This is a genomic window from Williamsia sp. Leaf354 (assembly GCF_001424365.1).
GTDB lineage: Bacteria > Actinomycetota > Actinomycetes > Mycobacteriales > Mycobacteriaceae > Williamsia_A.
The window spans coordinates 614,749-639,497 of the sequence record NZ_LMPL01000001.1 but is presented as its reverse complement, the minus strand read 5'-3'; the positions used below and the strand labels follow the sequence as shown (position 1 = coordinate 639,497).

Below are 24,749 nucleotides of genomic sequence, written 5' to 3'. Positions count from 1 at the left end.
GGGGAGAGGGCCGGCGCGGGTCAGGGGTTGGCGATGTAGCGGTGCACGAGCATGACGGCCATCGCCCCCTCGCCCACCGCCGACGCGACGCGCTTGGCCGACTGCGAGCGCACATCGCCGGCGGCGTAGACCCCGGGCACGCTCGTCTCGAGGTGGTGGGGCATGCGGTCGAGCGGCCACCGGCCGACCCCGCTGTCGAGCAGATCGGGACCGGAGAGGATGAACCCGTGCTGGTCACGCGCGAGCAGACCGTCGAGCCAATCGGTGCGCGGCGCCGCCCCGATGAACAGGAACAGGAACCCGGCGTCAACGGACTCGACATCGCCGGTGGTGTTGTCGCGCAACCGGATCGACTCGAGGTGGTCGGTCCCGTCGACACCGACGACCTCGGTGCAGGTGCGCACGTGGACGTTGGGGGTCTTCTCGATCTGCGCGACGAGGTAGTGCGACATCGACGCCGCCAACGACGGCGCGCGCACCACGATGGTCACCGATCGTGCGCTACGAGCGAGGAACAACGCTCCCTGCCCGGCGGAGTTGGCGCCGCCCACGATGTAGACGTCCTGATCGGCACAGCGTGCCGCCTCGGTCACGGCCGACCCGTAGTAAACGCCACGGCCCGTGAGTGCCTCGAGTCCGTCGGCGTCGTGCTGCCGGTAGGAGACGCCGGTCGCGAGGATCACGGTGTGGGCGTCGACGCTCGTGCCGTCGTCGAAGCGGACGGTGCGCGCAGATCCGTTGGTCTCCAGGGCCACCACATCGCGGGTGGTGATGAGCTCGGCACCGAACCGCGTCGCCTGCCGACGTGCCCGGTCGGCGAGCTGCGCCCCCGACACCCCGTCGGGGAAGCCGAGGTAGTTCTCGATGCGTGAGCTCTGGCCGGCCTGGCCACCGGTCGCGGTGCGCTCGACGAGCACCGTCCGCAGGCCCTCGGACGCGCCGTACAGCGCGGCACCGAGCCCGGCGGGTCCGCCGCCGACGACCACCAGGTCGTAGAACTCGCCCGACGGAGCGGTCTGCAGGCCCAGGTGCGTGGCGAGTTCGGAGTCGGTCGGGGTGACCAGCGCGGTCCCGTCGGCGCAGATCACCGTCGGCAGCGCGGTGTCATCGAGACCGGCGGCGGCGAGCAACCGGGCCCCCTCGGGCTCGTCGGCCATGAACCACCGATAGGACAACTGGTTGCGCGCCAAGAACTCCCGCACCTCCGACGACCGCGGGTCCCACCGGTGGCCGATGACGCGCGTGTCCGTCGCGGGGCGGTTCTCGGTCGTGGACCACGCCTCGAGGAGCGCATCGACGACGGGATAGAGCTTCTCCTCCGGCGGATCCCACGGCTTGAGCAGATAGTGGTCGAGATCGACGAGGTTGATCGCGTCGATCGCCGCGCCGGTGTCGGCGTAGGCGGTCAACAGCACCCGACGCGCCATCGGGAACAGGTCCATCGCCTGTTCGAGGAACTCGATGCCGCTCATCATCGGCATCCGGTAGTCGGCGAGGATCAGCGCGACCGCCTCGCCGCGCAACGTCATCTCCCGCAACGCCTCCAGTGCCGACTCCGGCGACTCGGCGCGGATGATGCGGTAGCGCTCGCCGTAGCGGCGACGGAGATCCCGCGCGACGGCACGCGACACCGACGGGTCGTCGTCCACGGTCAGGATGGACGACTTCGCCTGGCTGGCATCGGCGGCCCTGGCGGGCGCGGCGTTCGGGACGGGAACAGACACTGGTGACCTCTCGAGGGTCGATGGTCGCCGCACACTCGACACCGCGCGCGACGCGACGACGATCATTGTGCGCCGATCCGGCGCGCGATGGGACGCCACGGACCGGTCTTCGCGCAGGGCGAACACGGTGGTCGTGGGGTGGCCCAACGCACATCGGGCGCACCCCGGGGGCGTGCCACGATGGATTCATGAGCACGCTCGAGGGCTACCCGGTGACCGCACCCGACCTCCGGCGACCGGTGTTCCTCGATCAGCGGTGGGACGACCTCACCTTCGTGCACTGGCCCGTGGCACCGGAGAACGTGGCGCACCTGTTCCCCGAGGGCACCCGCCCCGACGTGTTCGACGGCGTCACCTGGGTGGCCCTGGTGCCGTTCGTGATGAACTCCATCGCGCTGGGCCCGTCGACTCCACCCGTCCCCTATCTCGGGTCGTTCCTGGAGACCAACATCCGCCTGTACTCGGTCGACGACGCCGGGCGGCACGGCGTCCTGTTCCGATCGCTCGAGACCGAACGGCTCGCGGTGGTCCCCGCGACCCGTGTCGGGCTCGGCATCCCGTACACCTGGGCGAAGATGCGGATGACCCGCGACGGTGACCGCATCACCTACGACAGCACCCGTCGGTGGCCGCGACGCGGTCTGCGCAGCCGACTCACCATCGACGTCGGGGACGAGGTGACGCCGACCGACCTCGAGACGTGGCTCACCGCGCGGTGGGGCGCACACACCCGCGTCGCCGGACACACCTGGTGGGTACCGAACGAACACGACGCATGGCCGTTGCGTGGTGCCGAGGTGGTCGAACTCGACGACGACCTCCTCGACGCGTCGGGGGTGATGCCCGCCGGCGCACCTCTGCGCGCGTTGTACTCGCCCGGTGTCCGCACCCGGTTCGGGCGACCGTCACGCGTGGTCTGAACCCGACCCGTGCCGTAGGGCGTGATCGACGAGATCACGTGCGGGACCTCGTAACCCACGATCGCGATCCCAGATCGCTCGAAGCTGCCGCGGCATCGTGACCCCGTCGATGGCGACGGCGACGAGCGTGCCGCGCCGGAGGTCGTCGCGCACCGACAGCGACGACAGCACCGCAGGCGACCCCGCGCTGAGCATGGCCGCACGTACCGCCGACACCGAGTTGAGTTCGAGCATCGGTTCTGCCGGTGGGTGTCCGGCGGCGGTCATCGCGTCGGTGAACACCACCCGGGTCCCCGAGCCGGATTCGCGCTGCACCAACGCCGTTCGCGCCACGGTCGACGGAGCGACACGCCCCTTACGCGCCCAGGCGTGATCCGATGGCACCACGAGGAGGAGCTCGTCGTGGTCGACGACACGCGCCGTCACGCCACCCTGCACGCCGCCGTCCTCCACGAAACCCACCGCGCACTCCCCGGCGACCACCCGGGCGCGCACCTCCGTGCTGTTCATCGGCCACACACGGACCTTCACCTCGGGATGCGCATCGCGCAGTGCCACCACCCATTCGGGCATCAGGTATTCGGCGATCGTCATCGACGCCGCGACGGTCAGGGTCGCCGAGCGTTGCCCCAACAGGCTGTCGATGCCGGCCGAGAACCGTTGGGCCTGATGGAGGACGGCCGCGGCCCATTCGAGGATCACGACACCCTCGGTGGTCGGCTCCACGCCGGTGGCCGAGCGGCGGAACACCGCCATCCCGGTCTCGCGTTCGGCCGCGTGCACACGTGCGCTCACCGCCTGCTGACTCATCCCGAGTTCCCCGGCGGCCGCGTTCATGCTGCCGGCGCGGGCGACGGTGACGAGGACGTCGAGTGTCGCCAACTCGGGGACGTGCACGGGCACCACCATGAGCGCCGACGCTACAACCCCGACAGACCGGTTACAACCTGTGCTTGTAGCCCTACAAGATCGTGACGTCTACCCGCGGACACCGTGCTCGGCGATCGTGAGGACATGACCGCATCGATGACCACGCGCACCGCATCTCCGACTGCGCCTGCGCCGACCACGGCACGGCTCGCACACATCACCCCCAACTGGTTCACGACTGTGATGGGTACGGGCATCGTCGCGGTGGCGGCCGCGCAGCTGCCCGTCGGTGGTCACGGCCTCCGGCTGCTCGGGACCGCGCTGTGGGCGGCGTCGGTCGTGGTGTTCGTCGCCGTCACGGTTGCGTTCGCACTGCATTGGCACCGCCATCGCGACGCCGCGCGCGCCTACGCCCGTCACGCGACCATGGCGCACTTCTACGGGGCGCCGGCCATGGCGGCGATGACCGTCGGCGCGGGAACGCTCCTCTACGCCGCACCGATCGTCGGAGCGACCACCGCGCTCCTCACCGACGCCGCGCTGTGGGCGGCGGGGACCGCAGTGGGCGTCGCGACGCTGATCGTCGTCGGTGTCGGCTCGCTGCGCCGCCCCGACCGGGGTGGTCCGGCTGCGCCGACGCGGATGATGTCGGTCGTCGCGCCGACGGTCTCGGCCTCGACCGGCGCGCTCCTCGCCACACACATCGCGAACGACGCCGTCGCCCACCTGATCCTCGTGACCGCTGCCGTCATGTTCGCCACCGCGCTGGTCGCCGGTGGCGCCACCGCCGTGGCCGTGTTCCGCCAGATGCTGCGTACCGGGGCGCCTCTGGGCGCCGCAGCGCCGACCGTGTGGATCCCGCTCGGCATGATGGGCCAGTCGATCACCGCCTCGGTCGCCCTCGGTGCGGCGAGCGGCAGCACCGGTCTGCACTCCCTCGGGGTCGGCGTCGGTGTCATCTTCGCCGGTCTGGCCGCCGCCACCATCGCCGTCGCGATCACGGTCACCGCACGCGCGGCGCTGCGCGGACTGCCCTTCTCGATGACCTGGTGGAGCTTCACCTTCCCGATCGGCACCTGCGTCACCGGTGCGAGCGCGCTCGGGAAGGCCACCGGCTCCGTCGCTGTCGACGGCATCGCGGTCGGCGTTTTCGCGGCCCTGTTCGTCGCGTGGGCGGTGGTCGCGACCCGCACCGCGGTCGCCATGAAGCGCGGTGATCTGCCCGCAGCGCCCTGACGTCGTCGTTCGACCGACCCATCTGCGCGGGTTCCCGCGCGCCGGATCGGCGCCTGCCCATAGAGTCGCCACGTGCCGATCGCCGCGAGACGTCCCCGAACCGCGGCGCGGGCACTGGCCCTGCTTGTCGTCTGCGCCGGCGTCATCGGCCTGGCCGGGTGCAGCGACGACGCCGCGCCCTCTGCACCTGATCCCGCCGCGGCGAGCAGCTCGTCGACCGCTCCGAGCAACCCCGCCGGTTTCAGCGGCGTCTACGAGGCGCAGCTCACCACCTACCGGATCAACGGTCGACGTCCCGCCGCGGGCGAGCCCGAAGCCCAACCGACCACGCGGCGCTGGGTCGTGCAGACCCGGTGCGACGGTCCGGGTGCCGGCTGCGTCACCGTCGCCGCCGCCACCGCGCCCACGGCGAGCAATCTCAACCGACGGCGCATGGTGTTCGTCCACGAGGACGACGAGTGGACGCGCGTCACCGAGACCGTCACCCGCACATGCACACCCGCGGGCACGTCCTCGGCCGTCACCGAACCGTGGGTGGGCATGCAGCAGAGCGAGTTCCGCGCGACGGCCTCGTCATCGGCACAGCAGATCACCGACCTCGACGGGATCGTCGACACCTATCAGGGCGGCAGCTGCGCCCAGCTCGTCCGGTCCCGGATACGCCTGCACCGCGTCGGGGACCTTCCGGCGGGGACCGCGCCGCTGCCCAGGACGCCTGTCGTCGCGGCTCGTACCGACATCCCGGGGGCGGGCCTGCAGGGCCGGTACGAGGTGGCGCAGACGACGGTCTCCTCGCGACCGGCGAGCCTCGCCCGTCGATTCCCGGCGACCAGCGGTGAGGCCAGGCTCGCGCCGGTCTGTCTGCGCGACGGCAGCCGCTGCACCATCGCGTTGTACTCGACCGGGGGTCAGTACCTGTCCGCCCTGTCGTACCGCTCGCGCGGATTCGAGCGCACCACCACAGGGGTTCCGGTCACGTGTACGAACGGCGCCACCGGTGTCGCTCGCGCCACCGAACGTGTCGTGCCACCGGCGAACGCGCCTCGCCCCTTCGCCTCGGTGAGCGGACCGGGCACCACCACCTACCTCACCGGATGCGCCGGATCGGTGTCCCGGCGCACCACGCTGACCCGCCTGGGTGACTGATCACATCACCCGCGACCGACGACTGCCGGATGTTCGGTGCCGGAATATCGCGGACTGCGCAGTGGCTGCACCTTGCGAGCCCGGCGCGAGGCCGGCACGGCAGACCGAGGAGAAGACATATGAAGATCGGCATCATCGGCGCAGGATTCATCGGGGGAACGCTCACGCGCCGGCTGCGTGAACTGGGCCATCAGGTCGCGGTGTCCAACTCCCGCGACCCCCACGCCGCAGATCAGCAGGCCCTGACCGCGCTGGCCGAGGAGAGCGGTGCCCACGCGGTGTGGGCGCGCGACGCCGCCGAGGACGCCGATCTGGTGATCCTGTCGATCCCGCAGAAGAACGTCCCCGATCTGGCCGATGACCTGTTCTCCGCCCGGAAGCCGGGTGCGCCGATCATCGAGACGAACAACTACTACCCGCAGCAGCGCGATGGGTTGATCGCCGCGATCGAGGACGGCCAGACCGAGAGCGCGTGGGTCTCGGAGCAGATAGGCGAACCGGTGGTGAAGGTGTTCAACGGTATCTACTGGAAGCACCTCGGCTCGAAGGGTGTGCCCGCGGGCACCGAGGGCCGCATCGCTCTGCCCATCGCCGGTGACGACGCCGAGGCGAAGAAGATCGTCTCCGAACTCGTCGACGACCTCGGTTTCGACCCCGTCGACGCGGGCAGCATCGCCGATTCGTGGCGTCAGCAGCCCGGCCAGCCGGTCTACGGCAAGGACCTCGGCCCCGACGACGCGCGCAAGGCCCTCGCCGAGGCGAGCCCCGAGCGCACCGATGAGTGGAAGGCGACGTAACCGGCTGTCGTACAGCACGGTTGGCGGCCGGATCCCCGTAGCCCTGGTGGGCCCGGCTGACGTCATGACGCCCATCTGTACCGTTGACAACGATCATCCGACCGTTCGACGCGAAGGAAGGATCTATATGTCGCAGCCCGCGAAGCTGCCGAAAGACCCCGAGAAGGGGTACGTGGCACTCCTCGGATGGAGTCTCGCCGCAGTCGAAGCCCTCGAGGGATTCGATCGCCGATACGTCGTCGTCGCCCCCGAATGGGCGCAGGAGTACTGCACCACCCACGACATCCCGTTCCTGCCCTGGAACTTCGAGCGACTGAACGACCGCTCACTGGAGATCGCCGAGACGTTGCGCGACATGGGCGTCGACGTCGCGATCCCGCTCTACGAGGAGACCGTCGAGTGGGCGGGCGCCATCAATTCCGTTCTGCTGAACAACCCTCGCCTGTTCGGTCAGGCGATGTTGTTGCGCGACAAGGCGTTGATGAAGCGACGTGCCCAGCTCGGCGGCATCCGCGTCGGCATCTTCGAGGAGGCACACGACCGTGAGGACGTGATCCGCTTCCTCCGGCGCGTGAACCAGACGCTGCTCAAGCTCGACGGCGACCCGAACGACCCGATCCACCTCAAGGCGTTCGACAAGGCAGGCTGCCTGGGGCACCGCGTGATCCGTACCCCCGACGAGGTCGACTCCATCCCGGACGAGGAGTTCCCGGTGCTGATGGAATCGCACCTCGACGGTTGGGAGTTCGCGGTCGAGGCGTGGATCCACAACGGCAAGATCAAGTTCCTCAACATCTCCGAGTACGTGACGCTGGGGTACTCGGTGTTCGTGCCGGCCACCCCGGAGCTCGAGAAGTACCGACCCGCGATCACCGCACAGATCGAGAAGCTCATCAAGACCTTCGACATCGAGTTCGGTTTCGTGCACCCGGAGTACTTCGTGACCAGCGACGGCGAGATGTACTTCGGCGAGGTCGCCTACCGACCGCCGGGCTTCAAGGTGTTCGAGCTGCTCGAGCGGGCCTACGGCTTCAACGCCTACCAGGGGCTGGCTCTCGCGTTCGACCCGAAGACCACCGAGGAAGAGATCGACGCGTTCTTCCCGAAGGAGGTCGTCGACGCGGGCGGTGTCGCCGGGTGTTTCGGTGTGTATCCGCGACGTCGCGTGGTCAGCAACCTGCAGATCCCCGAGGTCACCGCCGAGGACGACTACTACGAGACGAACGATCTCGCGCCGCCGCTGGAGGAGACCGTCACCAAGCGCACCGCGTTCGGGACACACTGGGGTCTGCTGTACTTCTTCGGTGAGGACCCGTACCGGATGCGGGACCTGCTCAAACAACAGGAAGAACTGGACTTCTACGTGTGAGGCAGGAACTCGGGAACGACCGCAGCGGACCGACACAGTCGATGGACCCCGATCCCGGCGCCGCCGGTGACGGGTCGGGCTCCGACGACGTCGCCGCACCGGCGGTCGATCCGGCGCTGACGTCGCGGCTCGCCCAACTCGACCACGCGACCGCCGCGTTGCGCGCCGCCCCGGAGTTCACCAAGGGCACCAAGGTGCGTCGCGTGCTGGATGCGTTGCACCGCGTGCTCGGCCAGAAAGGTGGCTGCGCGGCCATCCGCGACCGGGCGGGTGCGCTCGACGAGGCCGGGCTGTTCGCCGGCACCGACTGGGCTCACCCCGACATCCTGGTCCCCGGTTTCGTGGGGACCAGTCTGCGCAGCGGGCAGGCCGACACCGTCACGCTCGAGGCGACGAGTGAGCTGCGTCTGGTGGCGATCGCGGCCGGCGAGTACACCCATCCCGCAATCGATCCCGACGACGCGAGGCGGTTCCTGTCGCAGGTGCTGGCGATGAACCTCGAGGTGCTGTTCACGCCGCCGTCGGAGGCCGAGCGGGTCCGCCTGGGCAAGACGGCCTATGTCATCCGCGATCTGTTCGGCTATGTCGCCGAGCAGATCGGCTACGACAGCGTGCTCGACGAACTCGTCGACGAGATCTGGCGGATCCTGCGCCAACGTCCCATCCAGGTCGACCAGGTGAAGGCGATCGTGACCCGCATCGCGATCTACCGCGACGACCCCTCGGTCGACCTCGGGGCGTCGGGGCAAGGGCTCGACCGGCTGATCACCGCGCTGTTCGGCACCACCGACGCATGCCGCGAAGACCCCGGGGTCGAGGTCTACCGCTCGCGCCTGGAGGTGATGGACGCGGGTGGATTGCAGTTCGAGGCAGGCGGTTTCGCGCGCGCGATGCACGACACCGGGCTGGTGTCGCCGTACCACGCCACCCTCGTGCGCCACCTCACCGAGAACAACGCCCACCTCCTTCCCGAGGCGCTGGGGTTGTCGGAGGTGGGTCGCACCTCGCTGCAGCGGTACCCCGAACTGGTGTCGCGGCTGATCATCGAGGCCGTGCACCCGGAGACCGCACAGTGTCTCTACGGGCTGGCACTGATGCTCGACCGCGGCATCCTGCACCAGCCACCGATCGTGCCGTCGCTGTGGCGCCAGATAGCACTGACCCTGTCGGACAAGGCATCCGAGCGACTCCACGCGGCCTTCGGCTCCACCCCGACCCCCGAGGCGCGTCTGCTGGGCGGGCTGTTGTCGATGCTGGGCCAGCCGCTCGGTGTCGGACAGGGCGACAACCCGACCTGCCAGTCGGCGCGGGCGCTGTCGATGTGGGCCTACAACGATCCCGACTACCTGCTGCAGATGGTGGTGTGGGCGGCCCGCGACGACGAGATCGTCATGCACTTCGAGGGCAAGGCACTGTCGTCGACCGACAGCGTGAGCGGCGTGGCCACGAGCGATCCGATCGACCTCGACCCCGTGTCGTTGCTGCTGGTGCCCTACCTCGACCGCATCTACGCCGAGATGGTCCGCCAGTGCGCGGGACGCCCGGGCGACCCGCACCGCTGGGTCAACCCGGAGTTCCACGGCTGGTGGTCGGCGCGCGACTTCCACATCGACGTCGACGTCGAGACCGGCAAGCTCACCGACCTCGACGGGTTCCTGCGGCAGTTCCACGCCTCCTACCACCCGGCCTACAACGGTGATCAGCCGCTGATCCACCCGCAGCCGGCGGGTGTCGCGGTGACCGACAGTGCCGCCCGCTACGTGGGCTGGCATGCGATCACCATCCTGCGCGTGGCGGCCGACCCGGACGGCGTGATGCGGGTGTACTTCTTCAACCCCAACAACGACAGTGGCCAGGATTGGGGCGACGGTGTCGTGGTGGGCACCGCGGGCAACGGCGAACGCCACGGCGAAGGATCGCTCCCGTTCGATCAGTTCGCCTCGCGGCTCTACATCTTCCACGCCGATCCACTCGAGAACGGCGAGCCGCAGAACGTGCCCGCCGAGGACATCGACCGCATCGTCGGCTTCATCGAACGCAGCTGGGGTGCCGATCGCATGCCCGACGAGACCTGACCGGTCACGGCACTGCGGGCGGGCACCCTCTGATCGCATGAATCTGCGGCGAATCCCTGTGTCGGTACGTCCGTTCGGGTAGACGTCGGGCATGCACGCGATCGACACCGGGTCCCGTCACGACACGAGCCGCACCGGACGTCTGACACGGGTGCTCGTCCTCGCGGGAGTGATCCTCTTCGTGGGCCGAGGGTTCGCCCGCATCGTCCACCCGGCGTTCTGGGCCGAGGACGGGGCGCAGTTCTTCTCCGAACAGATCAGCCGCGGTGGTCTCGACGTCCTGCTCACTCCCTACGCGGGGTACCTGCACGTGATCCCTCGACTGATCGCGCTGCTGTACGCGCCCCTGCCCTTCACGGTCGCGCCGCTGCTGTACGCGGTCACCGCGGTGGTCGTGGCGCTCGGCCTGTTCTCGATCGTGCTCTCCGAGCGACTCTCGTGGCTGCTGCCGACCCCGCGGGCCCGCGCCGTCGCGTTCGTCCTGCTGTGCGTGTCCCCTGTCCTCAGCGAGGTCTACGGCAACATCGCCAACCTCATCTTCGTGGGCGGTGTCGGTCTGTTCCTCATCGCCCTGTGCGACGACCCGGGGTCGCGGGTGGGCCGGGTGGTCGAGGTCGTCACGGTCGCCCTGTTGGCGACGAGCGGCCCGGTCGTCGTGCTCCTGCTCCCGGTGATCGTCTACCGGTGGTGGCGGGTCGGTCGATCGGCGCAGTCGGCGGTCGTCGCTGCGGTGGCGATCGCCGGAGCGGTCATCCAGGCGATCATCTACGCGTCGTCGTCGCGCACCACCCCCGGCGGCGGGTCGGTGGAGCTCGCCGTGCGGGCGGTGGTCGAGCGCGTCGCGGGTGGCTGGCTCTTCGGGTTCAGCAGCCTGTTCCACCCCGACGGCGGACCGCTGCTCCCGACCGTCGTCACCTCGGTGTGGCTGGTGGCGGCGTTCGGCGTGACCATGGCGGTGCTGCGGTGGGATGCGGTCGCCCCCTGGTTCTCGCTGCTGGCGCTGACCGGGGCCGCGAGCTACGCCTACGGCACGATCTTCGTGTCCGGTGCGCTCGCGGGACAGCGTCATCTCGTGACACCCGTGGCGATCGTGATCGTCCTGCTCGTCGCTGCCGCCAGTCGATCCACCGGTCGAGCCGGTCGGGGCGTCGCCATCGGCTGCCTGGTACTCGGCGTCCTGGGTGTCGTGGCCGCGCTCTACCTGTCGGCCCATCCCGATCCTGCCGACCTGTCCGGCCTGACGAGCTGTCGCGAGACCGGCGCCCGACTGTGCTACACCCCGATCAGCCCGTCGGGGTGGGGCGTCTACCTGACCCGATGAGTCTCCACGGCAGCGTCTCTCACCGTGGCGCGGCGACCGCGGCGGCGATGACGAGGTCGGCCGCGGCATCGATGCGGGCGCGCTGCCCGGTGACGAGCGCGTCCTGGCAGAGTCCCCGCAACCCGGAGACCACCAGCGTCGCGCGGGCTCTCGCGTCGGCGCGCGGATGCCCCAGTGCGACCAGGGCCGCGGTGATCGGCGCCAGCATCACCTCGACACCCGTTCGTGCGTACTGCTGGTAGGTGTCGGCATCGGTGCTCGCCAGACTCAGCACCTGCAGCATCATGGTGACGCTGCGGCGTTGCTCGCCCCGCGAAATGGCGCGCCACAGCGTCGTCGCGGCGGCGACGAACTCGTGTTCGGTGGTCACATCGGCGAACATCTCACCGGCATCAGGGCGGGCCGCGTCCAACGCCTGCTTCAGCAGCTCGCCGCGATCACCGAAGTAGTACAACAGCATTCGCTTGCTCGTGCCCAGCGCCTCGGCCATCGGCGCCAACGACAGGTCGCTCACCCCGTTGTCCTGCAGGTACGCCACCACCGAGCGGAGCAGTTCGGCGCGCTTGTCCAGATCGGGCATTCGGGGCATCGCTTGAATGTATCGATCGGTACGCCTACCGTCAAAGATGTGCCGATCGGTACAGGTATTCTCGAGGAGGTCAGATCGTGAGGCGAGATCGAACACTCCGGGTGGCGGTTGTCGGGGCCGGCATCGGCGGACTGAGCGCGGCCATCGCATTGCGCGCCGAGGGGATCGACGCCGTCGTGTACGAGCAGGCGTCGGAACTGAGAGCGCTCGGTGCCGGCGTGTCCATCGCCACCAACGGTTCTCGGATCCTGGACGGTCTCGGTCTCGGCGAGCAGCTCAGGAACGTTGCGGGCACGTTCTCGCGGTACGCGTTCCGCACCTGGCAGGGAGAGCCGATCGCCGGGGAGCCGTCGGAACTGTCCTTCGGCGACCCCGAACACACCCTGTTCCTGCACCGGGGTGACTTCCAGCAGGTGCTCTGCGACGCACTCCCGACCGATGCACTCCGGCTGGGTCACAAGGTCGTTGCGGTCCGCGAACAGGACAGCGGTGTGACGGTGGAGTTCGCCGACGGCAGCGTGGTCGAGGCCGATCTGGTGCTCGGAGCGGACGGCATCCACTCCCGACTGCAGGGGCTGGTGAGCACGCCCGCAGAGCCCGTCAGCGAGGGCGTGATGGCCTACCGGGGACTCATCCCGGCCGAGCGCGTCGAGCACATCATCGACATGAGCATGTGCGCGATGTGGCTCGGCCCGCAGCGCAGCTTCCTCGTGTACCCCGTCTCGGCCGGTTCACTGCTGAACGTGGTGGCGTTCGCGCCGAGCAACCTCGACGTCGCCGAGTCCTGGACCGCGCCCGGTGACGTCGAGGAACTCGCGGCCTCCTACGCCGGATGGGATCAGCGGGTGCTCGACATCATCGCCGCGATGGACGTCACGTTCCGCTGGGGGATCTACGACCGCGAACCCCTCGAACGGTGGTCCACCGATCGGATCGCGCTCCTGGGCGACTCCGCACATGCGGTCACCCCGCATCTGGGACAGGGCGCGAATCAGGCCATCGAGGACGCGGCGACACTTGCCGTCGTCCTGCGCGACTGCGCTGCGACCGACATCCCGGGGCGGTTGCGGGTCTACGAGGATCTGCGACGTGACCGCACCCGACTGGTCCGCGAGAGCGCCCGTGAGGCGGGTCGCACCTACCGCTCGACGGGGCTGTCCGGTCTCGAGCAGGCCGAGCGGATCGGAGCGATCGTCGCAGGCATCGACATCAACACCCACGACGCCGAGAACCTCGCCGAGCAGGCCATCGCCGCAGCAGGACGGGGATCGGCCACCGCACGACGGTGACGTCGCCGATAGTGGGGGCATGAAGTACGTCGACATCGCCTCCGTTCCGCAGCCCGCATCGCACATCGTCCTCGGACTGATGCGCATCGAGTCCCTCGACGACGAGGAGATCCGCACTCTGGTCGAGACGGCGCTCGACGACGGCGTCACCGTGTTCGACCACGCCGACATCTACGGCAGCGAGCGGCACGCGTGCGAGCGCAGGTTCGGCGCAGCGGTGTCGTTCACGGCCGCACAGCGCGACCGCGTGCTGGTGCAGAGCAAGGTCGGCATCCGTGACGGGTTCTACGACTTCTCGACGCGCCACATCCTCGATACCGTCGACGAGTCCCTCAGCGCGCTGCGCACCGACCATCTTGATCTGCTCCTCCTGCATCGCCCCGACACCCTCGTGGAGCCCGAGGAGGTCGCCGCTGCCTTCGACACCCTGCAGGCGGCGGGCAAGGTGCGCGCGTTCGGCGTCTCCAATCACACGCCGGGCCAGATCGAGCTCCTGCAGACAGCGGTGACGCAGCCTCTCGTGGTGAACCAGGTCCAGGTGAGTGTCACGCACGCGCCCCTGATCGCCGCCGGCGTCGCGGCGAACGTCGGGGACCTCGAGCAGTCGGTGAGTCGCGACAACGGGCTGCTCGACTTCTCCCGCGTCCACGGCATCACGCTGCAGGCGTGGTCGCCGTTCCAGTCCGGCGTGGCTGGACGCGGGGTGTTCGTCGGCGACCGTGAGAACTATCCGGAGCTCAACGACGTGCTCGACGACCTCGCGGCCGAGCACGGTGTGACACCGACCGGCATCGCGACGGCCTGGCTCACCCGGCATCCGGCGACCATCCAGGTGGTGCTCGGCACCACCACGCCGTCTCGGGTGTCGGAGGCCACGGCCGGTTCCGACATCACCCTCACCCGCGAGCAGTGGTACCGGATCTTCCGCGCTGCCGGACACACGCTCCCCTGACCGCGCACCCACCGCTCATCCGCGCGGCCACCACCGCGCGCGTGCGAACGGTGGACGCGCGAGAGCCCGGAAACGAACGAACCCGCCGACGCTGAGTGCGTCGGCGGGTTCATCGTGAGAGTGCGCCCGAAGGGATTCGAACCCCTAACCTCTTGATCCGTAGTCAAGTGCTCTATCCGTTGAGCTACGGGCGCGTGCTTTTCAGTTGTGGCGGTCCGGCCCCGCGAGGGGCCGATGCCGTGGCGGAGGCGAGAGGATTTGAACCTCCGGTCCCGTTTTAGCGGGACAATTCATTAGCAGTGAATCCCATTCGGCCGCTCTGGCACGCCTCCAGCGAGTCCTTGCGAACTGCCGAACGCAAAGGTTACACACGGGTTGACTTGCGGAGCAAACCGGTTGGTGACGTGGCGATATGCCGCCTAGATTTGAGCACGTGACACCACGAATCCGTCCCGATCTGGCCACCGTGCCCGCGTACGTGCCGGGCAAGACCTTCCCCGGATCGGTCAAGCTCGCGAGCAACGAGGTCACCTTCGGGCCGCTGCCCAGCGTCGCCGCGGCCATCGCCGACGCCGCAGCCTCGCTCAACCGCTATCCCGACAACGGGATGGTCGAGCTCACCGAGGCCCTCGCCAAGAAGCTGGGTGTGACGCCCGACAACATCCAGACCGGCTGCGGCTCGGTCAGCCTGTGCCAGAACCTCATCACCATCACCACGACACCCGGCGACGAGGTGCTGTTCGGTTGGCGGTCGTTCGAGACCTATCCGCTCGCGACCCGTGTCGCCGGCGCGACACCGGTCCAGATCCCGCTCACCGGGGATCACACCTACGACCTCGCCGCGATGGCCGAGGCGATCACCGAGCGCACCCGCCTGATCTTCGTCTGCAACCCCAACAACCCGACCGGCACCATCGTCACCGCCGACGACCTGGTCGACTTCCTCGACCGCGTGCCGCCGGAGATCGTGGTCGCGCTCGACGAGGCCTACATCGAGTACGTGCGGCCGTCGCAGGCGCAGAACTACGACGCGATCGAGCTGCACCGTCGCTACCCGAATCTGGTCGTCCTGCGGACGTTCTCGAAGGCCTACGGGCTGGCGGGCCTGCGCGTCGGGTACGCGATCGCCGACCCGACCGTCATCGACGGCCTCCGCCGTGTGCACGTGCCGTTCAGCGTCAACACGCTCGCGCAGGCCGCGGCCGTCGCCTGCCTCGCCGCCGACGACGAGTTGCTCGCCCGGACCGAGGCGGTCGTGGCCGAGCGTGACCGTGTGACCGCTCGACTACGCGACCTCGGCTACCGGGTCGCAGACTCGCAGGCGAACTTCGTGTGGATCGATCTGGGCGCCGACGCTCTCGATTTCGCAGCGGCGAGCATCGACCACGGCGTCGTGATCCGCCCGTTCGACGGCGACGGTGTGCGGGTCACGGTCACCGAGGCGGCCGAGACCGACGTGTTCCTCGCGTTCGCCGAGAATTGGGCCGGCGAGCACAGGGCGGGCGAGCATCGCTGACGCACCCCGCACCGAGGGCCTCGGGTTCGCCCAGTGTGCGCGAACCCGCGGGTGCAACATGTTCCCGCACTACCTCGAGGTCGCCGGCTGGCTCGCACTCGCGGCGGTGACGCTGGCGTGGATCGCGATGGCCGTCTACGTCACGATCGATCTCGTGAGCCGCGAGGTGGCATCGCGACCGCGACGACAGCGGCTCGCCCTGATCTGGCTCGTGCCGATCATCGGCGTCGCGATCCACCTGCTGGCCACCCGCCGCGACGCCCGCTGACCGCCTCACCCGACCGTGTCGTCGACGACCACGACGACCTTGCCGGAGATCTGACCCTGTGCCGCGCGGGCGTGGACGTCGATCACTCCCGTGAGCGAGACCCGTTCTGCGACATCGACGGTCAACTCACCCCGATCGACCCGGGTGGCGAGCTCAGCCAGCTGAGCGGCATCGCTGCGCACGTACATGTCGACGCCCCGGACACCACGGGCGGGATCGGCCGGGGCGGGCATCCACACGGTCGTGTTGACCACGACACCGCCGTCACCGACCAGGCCGGCGAGCGCGGTGAGACGGTCGGAGTCGATCGACGCCAGGTTCAGCAGGACATCGACCGGCTCGGTCACCGCGGCGAGCAGATCGGTCGCGGTGTGATCGACGATCTCGTGGGCGCCTGCGGCCATGACCCGCGCACGGCTCGACGGACCCGCGGTGGCGACGACATGTGCGCCGGCGGCGGCAGCCAACTGCACCGCGTAGCCGCCGACCGCACCACCGGCCCCGTTGATCAGGATCCGTTGTCCCGCCTGTAGTCCGGCGTGGTCGAACAGCGCCTGCCAGGCCGTGAGACCCACCAGCGGCAATGCGGCCGCGTCGGCGAGAGGGATGGACGTCGGCGCGGGCGTGAGCCCGTCGACCGCGGCGACGACGTACTCGGCCGATGCACCGTCGGGGGCGAACGGCAGGAACCCGATCACCCGGTCACCGACGGCGAACCGGTCCGCGCCGTCCCCGAGGGCGTCGACGACACCGGCGACGTCGAGGCCGGGAACGTGCGGGAGGTCGACCGGAATCGGCCCCTGCATGGCGCCCGCACGGATGGTGCCGTCGACGCTGTTGAACGACGTCGCGGCGACACGGATCCGCACCTGGCCCTCGGCGGGCTCCGGCCGGTCGACCTCTTCGTACCGCAGGGTGTCGGGGCTTCCGTACTCGTGGAATCGCAGTGCCTTCATGGTTTCGACCTCTCTCGCATTCTCGATGTGCTGCGAATTCGAAGCACCAGGAGAACGTTAGACCTAGTGCGAATTCGAAGCAAGTGTTTCGAATGCGAAGCAGGTCGTAGGCTCGGGGGATGTCCGACCACCCCGCACCCCTCGAGCGGATCCAGCTGGAGGCCTACCTCGCGTTGATGGATGTGGCCGGCCTGCTCCGGCACGCGGTGGAGCAGCAGCTCCGCGACGCGGGAGAGCTCAGCTACGTGCAGTTCCAGCTCCTGGCACGCCTGGGGCTGAACTCACCGACGGGCAGCGAACGGATGACCGATCTCGCCGACGGCGTCGTGTACAGCCGCAGCGGGTTGACCTACCAGGCGGGACTACTGGAGAAGGCGGGTCTGGTGACCCGTGCGCCGTCGAAAGACGACGAGCGCGGCGTGACGGTGTCCATCACCGACAGCGGCCGTGACCGCCTGGCCGCGGTGTTGCCCGGGCACACCGCGGTGCTGCGGGATCAGCTCTTCGGACCGATGTCGGCCGACGACCCACAGACGCTGGCGAGCCTGTTGTCACCGGTGCTGACGCACATGCGTTCAGCGCCACCACGATCGGCCGCACGACGGCGCTGAGCGGGAACGCTCCGGGCTAGAGCCCTCGGGCGATGGTGGGCCATAGTTCGGGCAGGTCACGCGACCAGTAGGCCCACGAGTGAGTACCGATCAACGGGAAGCTCTCCGTCGCGGGGACGTTGTTGGCGCGCAGGGTGACCGCGAACTCCAACGAGCATCGGTAGGCGCCGCTCTCCAGACCCGACGCGGCGAACAGCTGCTGCTGGCGCGACATCCCCGGATCGAGCGGTGCGGTGAAGTCGAGCGGTCCGATGGCCCCCGACCCGGCCGAGATGTACAGGTTCTTCCCGCGCAGCTTGTCCAGGTGCAGGCTCGGGTCGTGCGCGGCCCAGTTCGGTCCCTGGATCGGGCCCCACATGTTGGTGGCGTCGCCGCCGTCGCGTGCCACGGTCGCGCGGACGTAGGCCTCGTTGAGCAGACCGCTGACCGGCGGGCAGCCACTGAGCGACGCGGCACCGGTGTAGAGGTTCGGGTGACGGAAGGTGAGGGCGAGCGCGGCCTGGCCGCCCATCGACAGGCCGACGATCGCGTTGCGGCCGTTGCCGTTGTAGTACTGATCGATGAGCGGGGGGAGCTCCTGGGTCAGGAACGTCTCCCACATCGGCTGGCCGACCACAGGGTCCTTGCGGTCCCAGTCGGTGTAGAACGAACCCTTGCCGCCCGACGGCAGCACCACGTTGACGTTCTTGTCCTCGAAGAACTTCACCGCGTTGCCCTTGGTGATCCAGTCGCTGACCGCGCCGGTCGCGCCCGCACCGTCGAGCATGTAGACCGTCGACCGCGAGGCCGACGTGTCGCGGGGCAGCAGCACCGAGACGCTGACCTTGCCGCGCATGGCCGGGGAATCGATGGTGAGGTCGAGGTGCCGTGGCGTGACCTTGGTGACGGTGTCGAGGGTCGCCGCCTTCGGCGCGGGGGCGGCAGACGCGATCGGCCCGACGAGCACACCGGACCCGGCGACGAGTCCGGCCGCCATCAGGATCGGGGCGGCGGCACGGAGCAACCCCCGAGCACGCACACCCACACCATGTCGTGACATCTGAGAACCCCTCACGGCCGATCACCTCCCCCGACGCGACCTCGAGCCGCACTTCACTACAGCGAGAGTACCGAGCGATCCGGCGCCGAACAGCGATCTATCGTGGATCGGCATACTTCAGGTCGGTCACGATTGGGCCACCACGACGCAACGGAGGCGCCACCGTGCTCGAACCCGACGCGTTCGCGTTCGAGGCCGCGGTCGGGGTCCGGTGGTCCGACGCCGACAGCACCGGCGCGATCAACGACGCCCGCCTGGTCACCCTGATGGAGGAGGCGCGGGTGGCGTGGCTGCTCAGCGCGGGCGCGGAGTACCGACCCCTGATCACCAGCGCGATGATCGTGACCGTCGGCGTGCGGTTCCATCGGCGCCTCACGCATCGGGACGGTCCGTTGCGCATCGGGATGTGGATCGACCGGTACCGGTCGGTCGACTTCGTGATCGGCTACGAGATCGGCGCGGCCGATGACCCAGCAGGCTCCACACCGGCGTGCACCGCCACGACGCAGATGGCCGTCGTCGACATCGAGAACCACACCCTCCGTCGCCTCACCGCCGAGGAGAAGGGGCACCTGTCGACCTGGTCGCGCCCCGCCTGACCCCGCTGCCCACTCGCCGCTTCGTCCGTTTTCCGCCGTTCCGTCCGCTTTCGGTTCCCAGGAAACTCACAGTCCCGCAACCGATTACGCGGGCACAATCGGTGTCGGGCCTGTGTCGCCACACCAGGGTGTGTCCCTGCTCGACGGGTGGTTCCCGCTCACCCTGCAGATTCTCGCCGCCGTCGTCCTCGTCGTCGCCATCGGATGGAGGACGCGCCGCTGGCGCCTCCTGTGGTTCCCGATCGCCGTCGTCGTGGCCGTGGCCGGCGCGTGGGCCGTGCACCTCTACTTCGACTCCGAGGGCCTCGCGACCGACCCCGCCCCCTGGCAGCTGTGGGTCTGGGTGGGCCTGAGCGTCGGTGCGCTCGCGGTACTCGTCCTGGGTTTCACGACGGCGCGGTGGTGGCGACGCGGTGTGACGCTGGTGGCGGTGCTGCTCACCGTCCTCACGACCTCGGTCATCCTCAACCAGTGGGTGGGCTACTACCCGTCGCTGTCGGCCGCCTGGGGTGCGATCACCGCCGGACCACTGCCCGATCAGGTGTCGGCATCCGCCCTGCCGTCACTGCGCTCCACCACGCGCACGAAGGGTGCGGTCGTCCCGATGACGACCACCGACTCGATCAGCCACTTCGCGCATCGCACCGAATACGTCTACCTCCCGCCCGCGTGGTTCCGCGGCGCGACTCCGCCCGCGCTGCCCGTGGTGATGATGATCGCCGGCGAGTTCAACACCCCGTCGGACTGGATCCGCACCGGCGACGCCATCTCGATCGCCGACACCTACGCGACGAAGCACGGCGGTGAGGCACCGGTGCTCGCGTTCGTCGACGCCGGGGGCTCGTTCAACAACGACACCGAGTGCGTGAACGGTCCGCGCGGCAACGTCGCGACCCATCTCACCGACGAGGTCCGCCCGGCCGTGATCTCGCAGTTCCACACCGCGTCGTCGGCGGCGCAGTGGGGCATCGTCGGATGGTCGATGGGCGGCACGTGCTCGGTCGATCTGACCGTGATGCACCCCGACCTCTTCTCGAGCTACGTCGACATCGCGGGTGACGCGGCCCCTGTGGCGGGCACCGCGGCCCAGAGCGTGCAGCGACTCTTCGGTGGGAACGCCTCGGCGGCAGCCTCGTTCGACCCGGCGACGGTGATGACACGTCATGGGCCGTACGTCGGGGTCTCGGCTCGGTATGAGGAGGCCGACCAGAAGGGGATGCAGCGGTGGCACGGCAACCACGCGTTCCACGGCGGCGGCAAGCATCCGCCCGGTGGGCAGCAGGGCGGCGCGGGTGCCGGTCTCGGCGGGCGCGGTGACGGGGGGACCAACGATCAGTCGCAGGCCGCCGCGACGTTGTGCGCCGACAACCGGAAGGTCGACATCACCTGCACCATCGACACCCGGCCCGGCCGACACTCATGGCAGTTCGCCGCGGGCGCACTGCAGGACACCCTGCCGTGGATCTCCCACCAGATCGGTGTCGCGGGCTCCTGACACGCCAGTTGGGCACGTAACGACCGCAGTTGGGCACGTAACGACCGCAATTGGGCACCCGCGCCCCACGTGCTCGGCCACCTGCCCAACTGACGGAGTTACGTGCCCAACTGATGGCGTTACGTGCCCAACTGACGGGGTGGGGTGCCCAGGGGTCAGCGGGGCTTGGGGCCCTCGGTCGAGGACAGACGGAGGATGTTGCCCTGCAACACGTCCCGGTAGATGCGCAGTTGCTCTTCGCCGGAACGCACCTGTTCGGCGAGTCGCTGGGTGTTGTCCGCCGAGATCTCCCGATCGCCCGCACGCGCGACGAGACGGTCGATGCGGTCGTCGATGGTGGCGGTGTGCGCGAACTCCGCGAGCACCCGCAGCTCCACCGCGGCGGACTCGACCACCTCGGCCACCGACGCCAGTGCGGCGACCCGCTCGACGAGTTCACCCCACACCGGCCGCAGCGCGCCCTCGCGTCCGTCGATGTGCGAGGTGAAGTCGGCGTCGAATCCGGCGGCGCGCCGGCTGGCGTCGAGATCGATGCGGATGGTGCGCAGGGCGATCACGTCGGCGGCGATGTCGGCGAGTTCGGCGTGCAGGTCGACCGCGGTGCGTTGGATCTGGAAATGTTCGGAATGCCATGCCGGGCAGCGCATCACCCGGTCGTAGAACGAGCCGGCGGCGAACAGGATGGTCTCGTAGCCGTCGACGAAGCGGGCGTCGTCGGAGGTGGTGAAGGTGTCGGTGTCCCCGACGAGCTCGGCGACCCACCGGTGGCCGCGCTCGAGTCCCGCTCTGGCGGCGGCGGATCCGACCATCCCGGCGACGCGATCGATCGCGGCGGTCCCGGCGCGACGGACGTAACCGCCGGAATCGACGTTGGGTGTCGGGGTGTAGGTGAGTCCGAGGAACAACCGCTCGCGGTCGGCGAGTTCGAGGTGGACACCCTCGCGGCGTTCGCGCCGGATCCCGCGGATGCTGGTCGAGAAGATGCCCTTGCCGTTGACGAGGGATTTGCGGGCGTCGTCGAGCCGACGCACGAACGTGTTGCGACGACTCCGCAGCACCGGCGCCACCATGCCCGGGATCATCGGGTTGCCGAGCTGGGCCTCGATGGCGTTGATGGTGCGGTGCATCCTGCGCAGCTCACCGAAGCCGCCGCGATCGCCCCCGAGGACGGCCTGCGCCGTGGGGATCGGGAGCCCGGAGGACATGCGGCGGATCATGATCGCGCGGGCGGGTTCGGTGAGGTGGCCCGAGGCGATGACGACGGCGGCGGAGTCGGACAGTTCGGGATGTGGGCCCGGGATGATCGAGCGCTCGCACCAGCGTCGGATCGCGGCGGCGTCGACCCCGGGGGTGTCGGCACGAGTGGCCTCGGGCCGGTCCGGGGTGTCGCGATCGGGGCTGGTCACACCGTCGATGGTACGGATCGGACGCGCTCTCGACCGCTGGGACGACGCCAGATGATCGACGTCACGCGGTGCAGTGCCCACGCGATCGGGGCGGTGATGACCGTCGTCACCACGAACACGCCGATCGTCGACCCGGTGAAGGTGCGGTAGTCGAGGACGTCCATCACGATCTCCAGCACGAGGAGGTGGGTGAGGAAGAACTCGTAGGAGATCTCGCCGAGCCACACGATCATCGGCCGCGACAGCAGGCGGTCGATCCACGAGCCCGGCGGTCCGAGGACGAGGGCGCCGACGAGGCACATCGCGGCGCCCAGGTACAGCATGAGCTTGATGACGGTGGCCGACATCGTCGTCGGGGTGATGGTGGGTTCGCCGGCGAAATCGGCGCAGCTGAGCTGGAAGAGCAGAACGGCGATCAGCACGAGGAGCGTCGGGTGGGCACGCACCGACAGCTGCACGGCGACGGCCAGGATCATCCCGCCGACGAACCAGCTGAGGAATGCCGGTGGCCACAGCCGCGCGGTGGGATCGATGCCCGACCCGCTGTGGGTCGCCAGCGCCCATAGCGGCGAGATCGTCAACAGCGCCACCAGGCTGATCAGCACCAGATCGGGGCGCCACCGGCGTCGACAGACGAGCGCGGTGACCACCCACCCGATGGCGGGCAGCGCGAGGTAGAACACGACCTCCACCGCGAGACTCCACATCTGTGTGAGCGCGGTGTGCAGGTGTCCGAAACCGTATATCTGGGTGAGCGTGAGATTACGGAGCAGGCCTCCGACGCCCTGGCCGAACTCGGAGTCGTCGGTGCGGAACCACGCGTAGACGGCGTAGACCACGAGCACCGTGACCCAGTAGGCGGGCAGGATGCGGCGCACCCGGTGATCGGCGTAGCGCCGCAGCGACGGCGAGCCGGTGCCGTTCGCGAGACCCGAGACCCACGGGCGGAACAGCAGGAAACCCGACAGCGTGAAGAAGATCGGCACGCCGACCTCGAGGCGCGCGAGGATCCGACCCGGTAGGTCGTCGGTGTAGTGGCCGGTCCAGAAGGCCGCGTGCGAGGCGCACACCAGAAGCGCCGCGACACCGCGGATCCCGGTGAGCGACGACGAGAGGCGCAGCGCCGGGGCGGCGTTCGCCGTCTCGCTCAGTGCGCGCCCGTGGTCGTGAGCAGGGCCTGCGCGACGCGTTCGAGCGCGGCGACCCGACTGCCCTTCACCAGCACTGCGTCGCCGTCCCCGAGATCGCCGAGGGCCAGCACGGCGTCGTCGATGTCGGCGACGTGGGTGGCGCGCGGACCGTAATCCGGCGCATCGACGGCGATCACGTCGATTCCCAGTTCGGCGGCGCGGTCGCTGATCGCGAGGTGTTCGGCGCGCGCGGTGCCGCCGAGTTCGGCCATCACACCCAGGACGGCGAGCTTGCGGTTGCCCGTCAGCCCGGCGAGCGCCTCCAATGCGGCGACCATCGACGTCGGGTTGGCGTTGTAGGAGTCGTTGAGGATCTGCACTCCGGAGTCGGTGCGCGACAGCTCCATCCGCAGACCGGAGATCGCCGCACCCGACAGTCCTTCGGCGATGCGATCGACACCGAGCCCGATCCCGCCGGCGACCGCCGCCGCGGCGAGCGCGTTGTGGACCTGGTGGCGGCCGCGCGCCTGCATCGACACCTCGATCGACCCCCACGGGGTGTGCAGCACGAAGGTGGGTCGGAGTTCGGCGTCGACGCGGATGTCGGTGGCGCGGACGTCGGCGGTGGGCGCCGAACCGTAGGCGATGACACGCGCCGAGGTGCGTGCCGCCATCGACACCACCTCCGCCTGATCGGCGTTGAGCACGGCGAGACCGTCGTCGGGGAGAGACGCGATGAGCTCTCCCTTGGCCTGCACGATCGAGGCGATGTCGCCGAACAGTTCGAGGTGCACGCCGTCAACCCGGGTCACGACACCGATCGTCGGATGGGCGATCTCGCAGAGTGTCGCGATGTGGCCGACACCGCGCGCGCCCATCTCCACCACGACGGCCTCGGTGTCATCGGGGGCGTTGAACAGGGTCAGCGGCAGGCCGAGTTCGTTGTTGAACGAACGCTCGTTGGCCGCGGTCCGCAGCTCGGTCGACAGGACACGGGCGAGGAGATCCTTGGTCGAGGTCTTGCCGACCGAACCCGTGACGCCGATGACGGGGCCGGTCACACGAGCGCGGGCCGCCGTACCGAGGCGCGCGAGCGCCGTCGCGGTGTCGTCGACCTCGACAACCGTCACCCCGGGGTCATCGACCGGTGTCGAGGCCAGGGTCGCGCTCGCTCCCGCGGCCACCGCGGTGGGAATGAACTCGTGACCGTCCCGTGCGGCGACGATCGGCACGAACAGCTGACCGGCGGTGATGGTGCGCGAGTCGATACCGGCGCCCGACACCGTCGTGTCGGGGCCGATCAGCCGACCACCGGTCGCCGCGGCCACCTCCGTTGCTGTGAATTGCACGCATCGAAACTACTCCGCGGCAGCGCTGCCCCCCGCCGAACCCGTTCGGCGGTGCCGGGCACGTCCCTCGCGACCGACGGGCGGGCAACCGT

Annotated in this window: 22 protein-coding genes and 2 tRNA genes; 14 read left to right on the top strand and 10 right to left on the bottom strand. The window is 69.4% G+C overall.

The annotated features are described in order from the left end of the window. Positions 1 to 20: 20 nt before the first annotated feature. Positions 21 to 1,724, bottom strand: coding sequence for an FAD-dependent oxidoreductase (locus ASG12_RS03010; protein ID WP_055787510.1), 1,704 nt, complete (start codon positions 1,722 to 1,724; stop codon positions 21 to 23). Positions 1,725 to 1,912: 188 nt separating this feature from the next. Between ASG12_RS03010 and ASG12_RS03005 the strand changes: the two genes are divergently transcribed. Further along, on the top strand, positions 1,913 to 2,644 hold the full coding sequence (locus ASG12_RS03005; RefSeq protein ID WP_082501596.1) for a YqjF family protein: 732 nt from the start codon (positions 1,913 to 1,915) through the stop codon (positions 2,642 to 2,644). Here ASG12_RS03005 and ASG12_RS03000 read toward each other — a convergent pair. Continuing rightward, positions 2,630 to 3,553 carry a LysR family transcriptional regulator gene (locus ASG12_RS03000; RefSeq protein ID WP_055785001.1) on the bottom strand — a complete coding sequence of 308 codons (924 nt, stop codon included), beginning with the start codon at positions 3,551 to 3,553 and terminating at the stop codon, positions 2,630 to 2,632. The genes ASG12_RS03005 and ASG12_RS03000 overlap by 15 nt on opposite strands. Before the next feature lie 105 nt (positions 3,554 to 3,658). On the opposite strand from ASG12_RS03000, the gene ASG12_RS02995 reads away from it, so the two are divergent. From ASG12_RS02995 to ASG12_RS02970, 6 genes are all read left to right on the top strand, one after another. After that, positions 3,659 to 4,750: a C4-dicarboxylate ABC transporter gene (locus ASG12_RS02995; protein WP_156377897.1), complete on the top strand. Its 1,092-nt coding sequence runs from the start codon at positions 3,659 to 3,661 to the stop codon at positions 4,748 to 4,750. 72 nt (positions 4,751 to 4,822) lie between these two features. Further along, positions 4,823 to 5,896 carry a hypothetical protein gene (locus ASG12_RS02990; RefSeq protein ID WP_055784995.1) on the top strand — a complete coding sequence of 358 codons (1,074 nt, stop codon included), beginning with the start codon at positions 4,823 to 4,825 and terminating at the stop codon, positions 5,894 to 5,896. A 29-nt stretch (positions 5,897 to 5,925) separates the two neighbouring features. Beyond that, complete coding sequence (locus tag ASG12_RS02985) at positions 5,926 to 6,693, top strand: NADPH-dependent F420 reductase (RefSeq protein WP_082501595.1); 768 nt, start codon at positions 5,926 to 5,928, stop codon at positions 6,691 to 6,693. Between the two features lie 127 nt (positions 6,694 to 6,820). Continuing rightward, on the top strand, positions 6,821 to 8,062 hold the full coding sequence (locus tag ASG12_RS02980; protein WP_055784991.1) for an ATP-grasp domain-containing protein: 1,242 nt from the start codon (positions 6,821 to 6,823) through the stop codon (positions 8,060 to 8,062). Positions 8,063 to 8,103: 41 nt separating this feature from the next. Next, positions 8,104 to 10,137, top strand: a complete 2,034-nt coding sequence (locus ASG12_RS02975) for a hypothetical protein (protein WP_055784988.1) — start codon at positions 8,104 to 8,106, stop codon at positions 10,135 to 10,137. 91 nt (positions 10,138 to 10,228) lie between these two features. Continuing rightward, positions 10,229 to 11,458: a hypothetical protein gene (locus ASG12_RS02970; RefSeq protein WP_055784986.1), complete on the top strand. Its 1,230-nt coding sequence runs from the start codon at positions 10,229 to 10,231 to the stop codon at positions 11,456 to 11,458. 19 nt (positions 11,459 to 11,477) lie between these two features. Here the strand turns inward: ASG12_RS02970 and ASG12_RS02965 are convergent, their stop codons facing one another. Further along, on the bottom strand, positions 11,478 to 12,047 hold the full coding sequence (locus tag ASG12_RS02965; protein WP_055784983.1) for a TetR/AcrR family transcriptional regulator: 570 nt from the start codon (positions 12,045 to 12,047) through the stop codon (positions 11,478 to 11,480). A 77-nt stretch (positions 12,048 to 12,124) separates the two neighbouring features. On the opposite strand from ASG12_RS02965, the gene ASG12_RS02960 reads away from it, so the two are divergent. Further along, a complete protein-coding gene (locus ASG12_RS02960) occupies positions 12,125 to 13,336 on the top strand; it encodes an FAD-dependent monooxygenase (RefSeq protein ID WP_055784980.1) in 1,212 nt (403 codons plus the stop codon). Positions 13,337 to 13,355: 19 nt separating this feature from the next. After that, the gene (locus ASG12_RS02955; protein ID WP_055784977.1) at positions 13,356 to 14,288 is read left to right on the top strand and encodes an aldo/keto reductase; all 933 of its coding nucleotides are present in this window, start codon (positions 13,356 to 13,358) and stop codon (positions 14,286 to 14,288) included. 121 nt (positions 14,289 to 14,409) lie between these two features. Here ASG12_RS02955 and ASG12_RS02950 read toward each other — a convergent pair. Together ASG12_RS02950 and ASG12_RS02945 are read right to left on the bottom strand one after the other, a co-directional pair. Further along, positions 14,410 to 14,482 (bottom strand) — tRNA-Arg (locus tag ASG12_RS02950). Positions 14,483 to 14,528: 46 nt separating this feature from the next. Then, positions 14,529 to 14,620 (bottom strand) — tRNA-Ser (locus ASG12_RS02945). Positions 14,621 to 14,721: 101 nt separating this feature from the next. Here ASG12_RS02945 and hisC point away from each other — a divergent pair. After that, on the top strand, positions 14,722 to 15,804 hold the full coding sequence (gene hisC, locus ASG12_RS02940; RefSeq protein ID WP_055784975.1) for a histidinol-phosphate transaminase: 1,083 nt from the start codon (positions 14,722 to 14,724) through the stop codon (positions 15,802 to 15,804). A gap of 58 nt (positions 15,805 to 15,862) precedes the next feature. After that, positions 15,863 to 16,072, top strand: coding sequence for a hypothetical protein (locus ASG12_RS02935; RefSeq protein ID WP_055784972.1), 210 nt, complete (start codon positions 15,863 to 15,865; stop codon positions 16,070 to 16,072). A 5-nt stretch (positions 16,073 to 16,077) separates the two neighbouring features. Here the strand turns inward: ASG12_RS02935 and ASG12_RS02930 are convergent, their stop codons facing one another. Then, the gene (locus tag ASG12_RS02930; protein ID WP_055784970.1) at positions 16,078 to 17,028 is read right to left on the bottom strand and encodes an NADP-dependent oxidoreductase; all 951 of its coding nucleotides are present in this window, start codon (positions 17,026 to 17,028) and stop codon (positions 16,078 to 16,080) included. Positions 17,029 to 17,147: 119 nt separating this feature from the next. Between ASG12_RS02930 and ASG12_RS02925 the strand changes: the two genes are divergently transcribed. After that, positions 17,148 to 17,639 (top strand): MarR family winged helix-turn-helix transcriptional regulator, encoded by a 492-nt coding sequence (locus ASG12_RS02925; RefSeq protein ID WP_055784967.1) that lies wholly within the window; start codon positions 17,148 to 17,150, stop codon positions 17,637 to 17,639. Between the two features lie 16 nt (positions 17,640 to 17,655). On the opposite strand, the gene ASG12_RS02920 is transcribed toward ASG12_RS02925, so the two are convergent. Continuing rightward, positions 17,656 to 18,615, bottom strand: coding sequence for an alpha/beta hydrolase (locus ASG12_RS02920; RefSeq protein ID WP_055787506.1), 960 nt, complete (start codon positions 18,613 to 18,615; stop codon positions 17,656 to 17,658). A gap of 227 nt (positions 18,616 to 18,842) precedes the next feature. Between ASG12_RS02920 and ASG12_RS02915 the strand changes: the two genes are divergently transcribed. After that, positions 18,843 to 19,277 (top strand): acyl-CoA thioesterase, encoded by a 435-nt coding sequence (locus ASG12_RS02915; RefSeq protein ID WP_235455939.1) that lies wholly within the window; start codon positions 18,843 to 18,845, stop codon positions 19,275 to 19,277. A gap of 112 nt (positions 19,278 to 19,389) precedes the next feature. After that, a complete protein-coding gene (locus ASG12_RS02910) occupies positions 19,390 to 20,772 on the top strand; it encodes an alpha/beta hydrolase (protein ID WP_235455937.1) in 1,383 nt (460 codons plus the stop codon). 155 nt (positions 20,773 to 20,927) lie between these two features. On the opposite strand, the gene ASG12_RS02905 is transcribed toward ASG12_RS02910, so the two are convergent. Genes ASG12_RS02905 through ASG12_RS02895 form a run of 3 tightly spaced genes read right to left on the bottom strand, consistent with a single transcriptional unit; the run spans position 20,928 to position 24,657 of the window. Beyond that, the gene (locus tag ASG12_RS02905) at positions 20,928 to 22,178 is read right to left on the bottom strand and encodes a hypothetical protein (RefSeq protein WP_443089071.1); all 1,251 of its coding nucleotides are present in this window, start codon (positions 22,176 to 22,178) and stop codon (positions 20,928 to 20,930) included. Next, positions 22,175 to 23,299, bottom strand: a complete 1,125-nt coding sequence (locus ASG12_RS02900; protein ID WP_443089079.1) for an acyltransferase family protein — start codon at positions 23,297 to 23,299, stop codon at positions 22,175 to 22,177. The genes ASG12_RS02905 and ASG12_RS02900 overlap by 4 nt, the downstream gene beginning before the upstream one ends. Before the next feature lie 26 nt (positions 23,300 to 23,325). Then, positions 23,326 to 24,657: a UDP-N-acetylmuramoyl-tripeptide--D-alanyl-D-alanine ligase gene (locus ASG12_RS02895; protein ID WP_055784964.1), complete on the bottom strand. Its 1,332-nt coding sequence runs from the start codon at positions 24,655 to 24,657 to the stop codon at positions 23,326 to 23,328. Positions 24,658 to 24,749 lie beyond the last annotated feature (92 nt).

What these genes read in the sequence shown, in the direction of transcription:
- ASG12_RS02955 (WP_055784977.1), top strand. Translation starts at nt 13,356, where the DNA reads ATGAAGTACGTCGACATCGCCTCCGTTCCGCAGCCCGCATCGCACATC.
- ASG12_RS02925 (WP_055784967.1), top strand. Translation starts at nt 17,148, where the DNA reads ATGTCCGACCACCCCGCACCCCTCGAGCGGATCCAGCTGGAGGCCTAC.
- ASG12_RS02970 (WP_055784986.1), top strand. Translation starts at nt 10,229, where the DNA reads ATGCACGCGATCGACACCGGGTCCCGTCACGACACGAGCCGCACCGGA.
- ASG12_RS02965 (WP_055784983.1), bottom strand. Translation starts at nt 12,047, where the DNA reads ATGCCCCGAATGCCCGATCTGGACAAGCGCGCCGAACTGCTCCGCTCG.
- ASG12_RS02920 (WP_055787506.1), bottom strand. Translation starts at nt 18,615, where the DNA reads ATGGCGGCCGGACTCGTCGCCGGGTCCGGTGTGCTCGTCGGGCCGATC.
- ASG12_RS02995 (WP_156377897.1), top strand. Translation starts at nt 3,659, where the DNA reads ATGACCGCATCGATGACCACGCGCACCGCATCTCCGACTGCGCCTGCG.
- ASG12_RS02930 (WP_055784970.1), bottom strand. Translation starts at nt 17,028, where the DNA reads ATGAAGGCACTGCGATTCCACGAGTACGGAAGCCCCGACACCCTGCGG.
- ASG12_RS02980 (WP_055784991.1), top strand. Translation starts at nt 6,821, where the DNA reads ATGTCGCAGCCCGCGAAGCTGCCGAAAGACCCCGAGAAGGGGTACGTG.
- ASG12_RS02935 (WP_055784972.1), top strand. Translation starts at nt 15,863, where the DNA reads ATGTTCCCGCACTACCTCGAGGTCGCCGGCTGGCTCGCACTCGCGGCG.
- ASG12_RS02985 (WP_082501595.1), top strand. Translation starts at nt 5,926, where the DNA reads ATGTTCGGTGCCGGAATATCGCGGACTGCGCAGTGGCTGCACCTTGCG.
- ASG12_RS03005 (WP_082501596.1), top strand. Translation starts at nt 1,913, where the DNA reads ATGAGCACGCTCGAGGGCTACCCGGTGACCGCACCCGACCTCCGGCGA.
- ASG12_RS02975 (WP_055784988.1), top strand. Translation starts at nt 8,104, where the DNA reads ATGGACCCCGATCCCGGCGCCGCCGGTGACGGGTCGGGCTCCGACGAC.
- ASG12_RS03000 (WP_055785001.1), bottom strand. Translation starts at nt 3,553, where the DNA reads ATGGTGGTGCCCGTGCACGTCCCCGAGTTGGCGACACTCGACGTCCTC.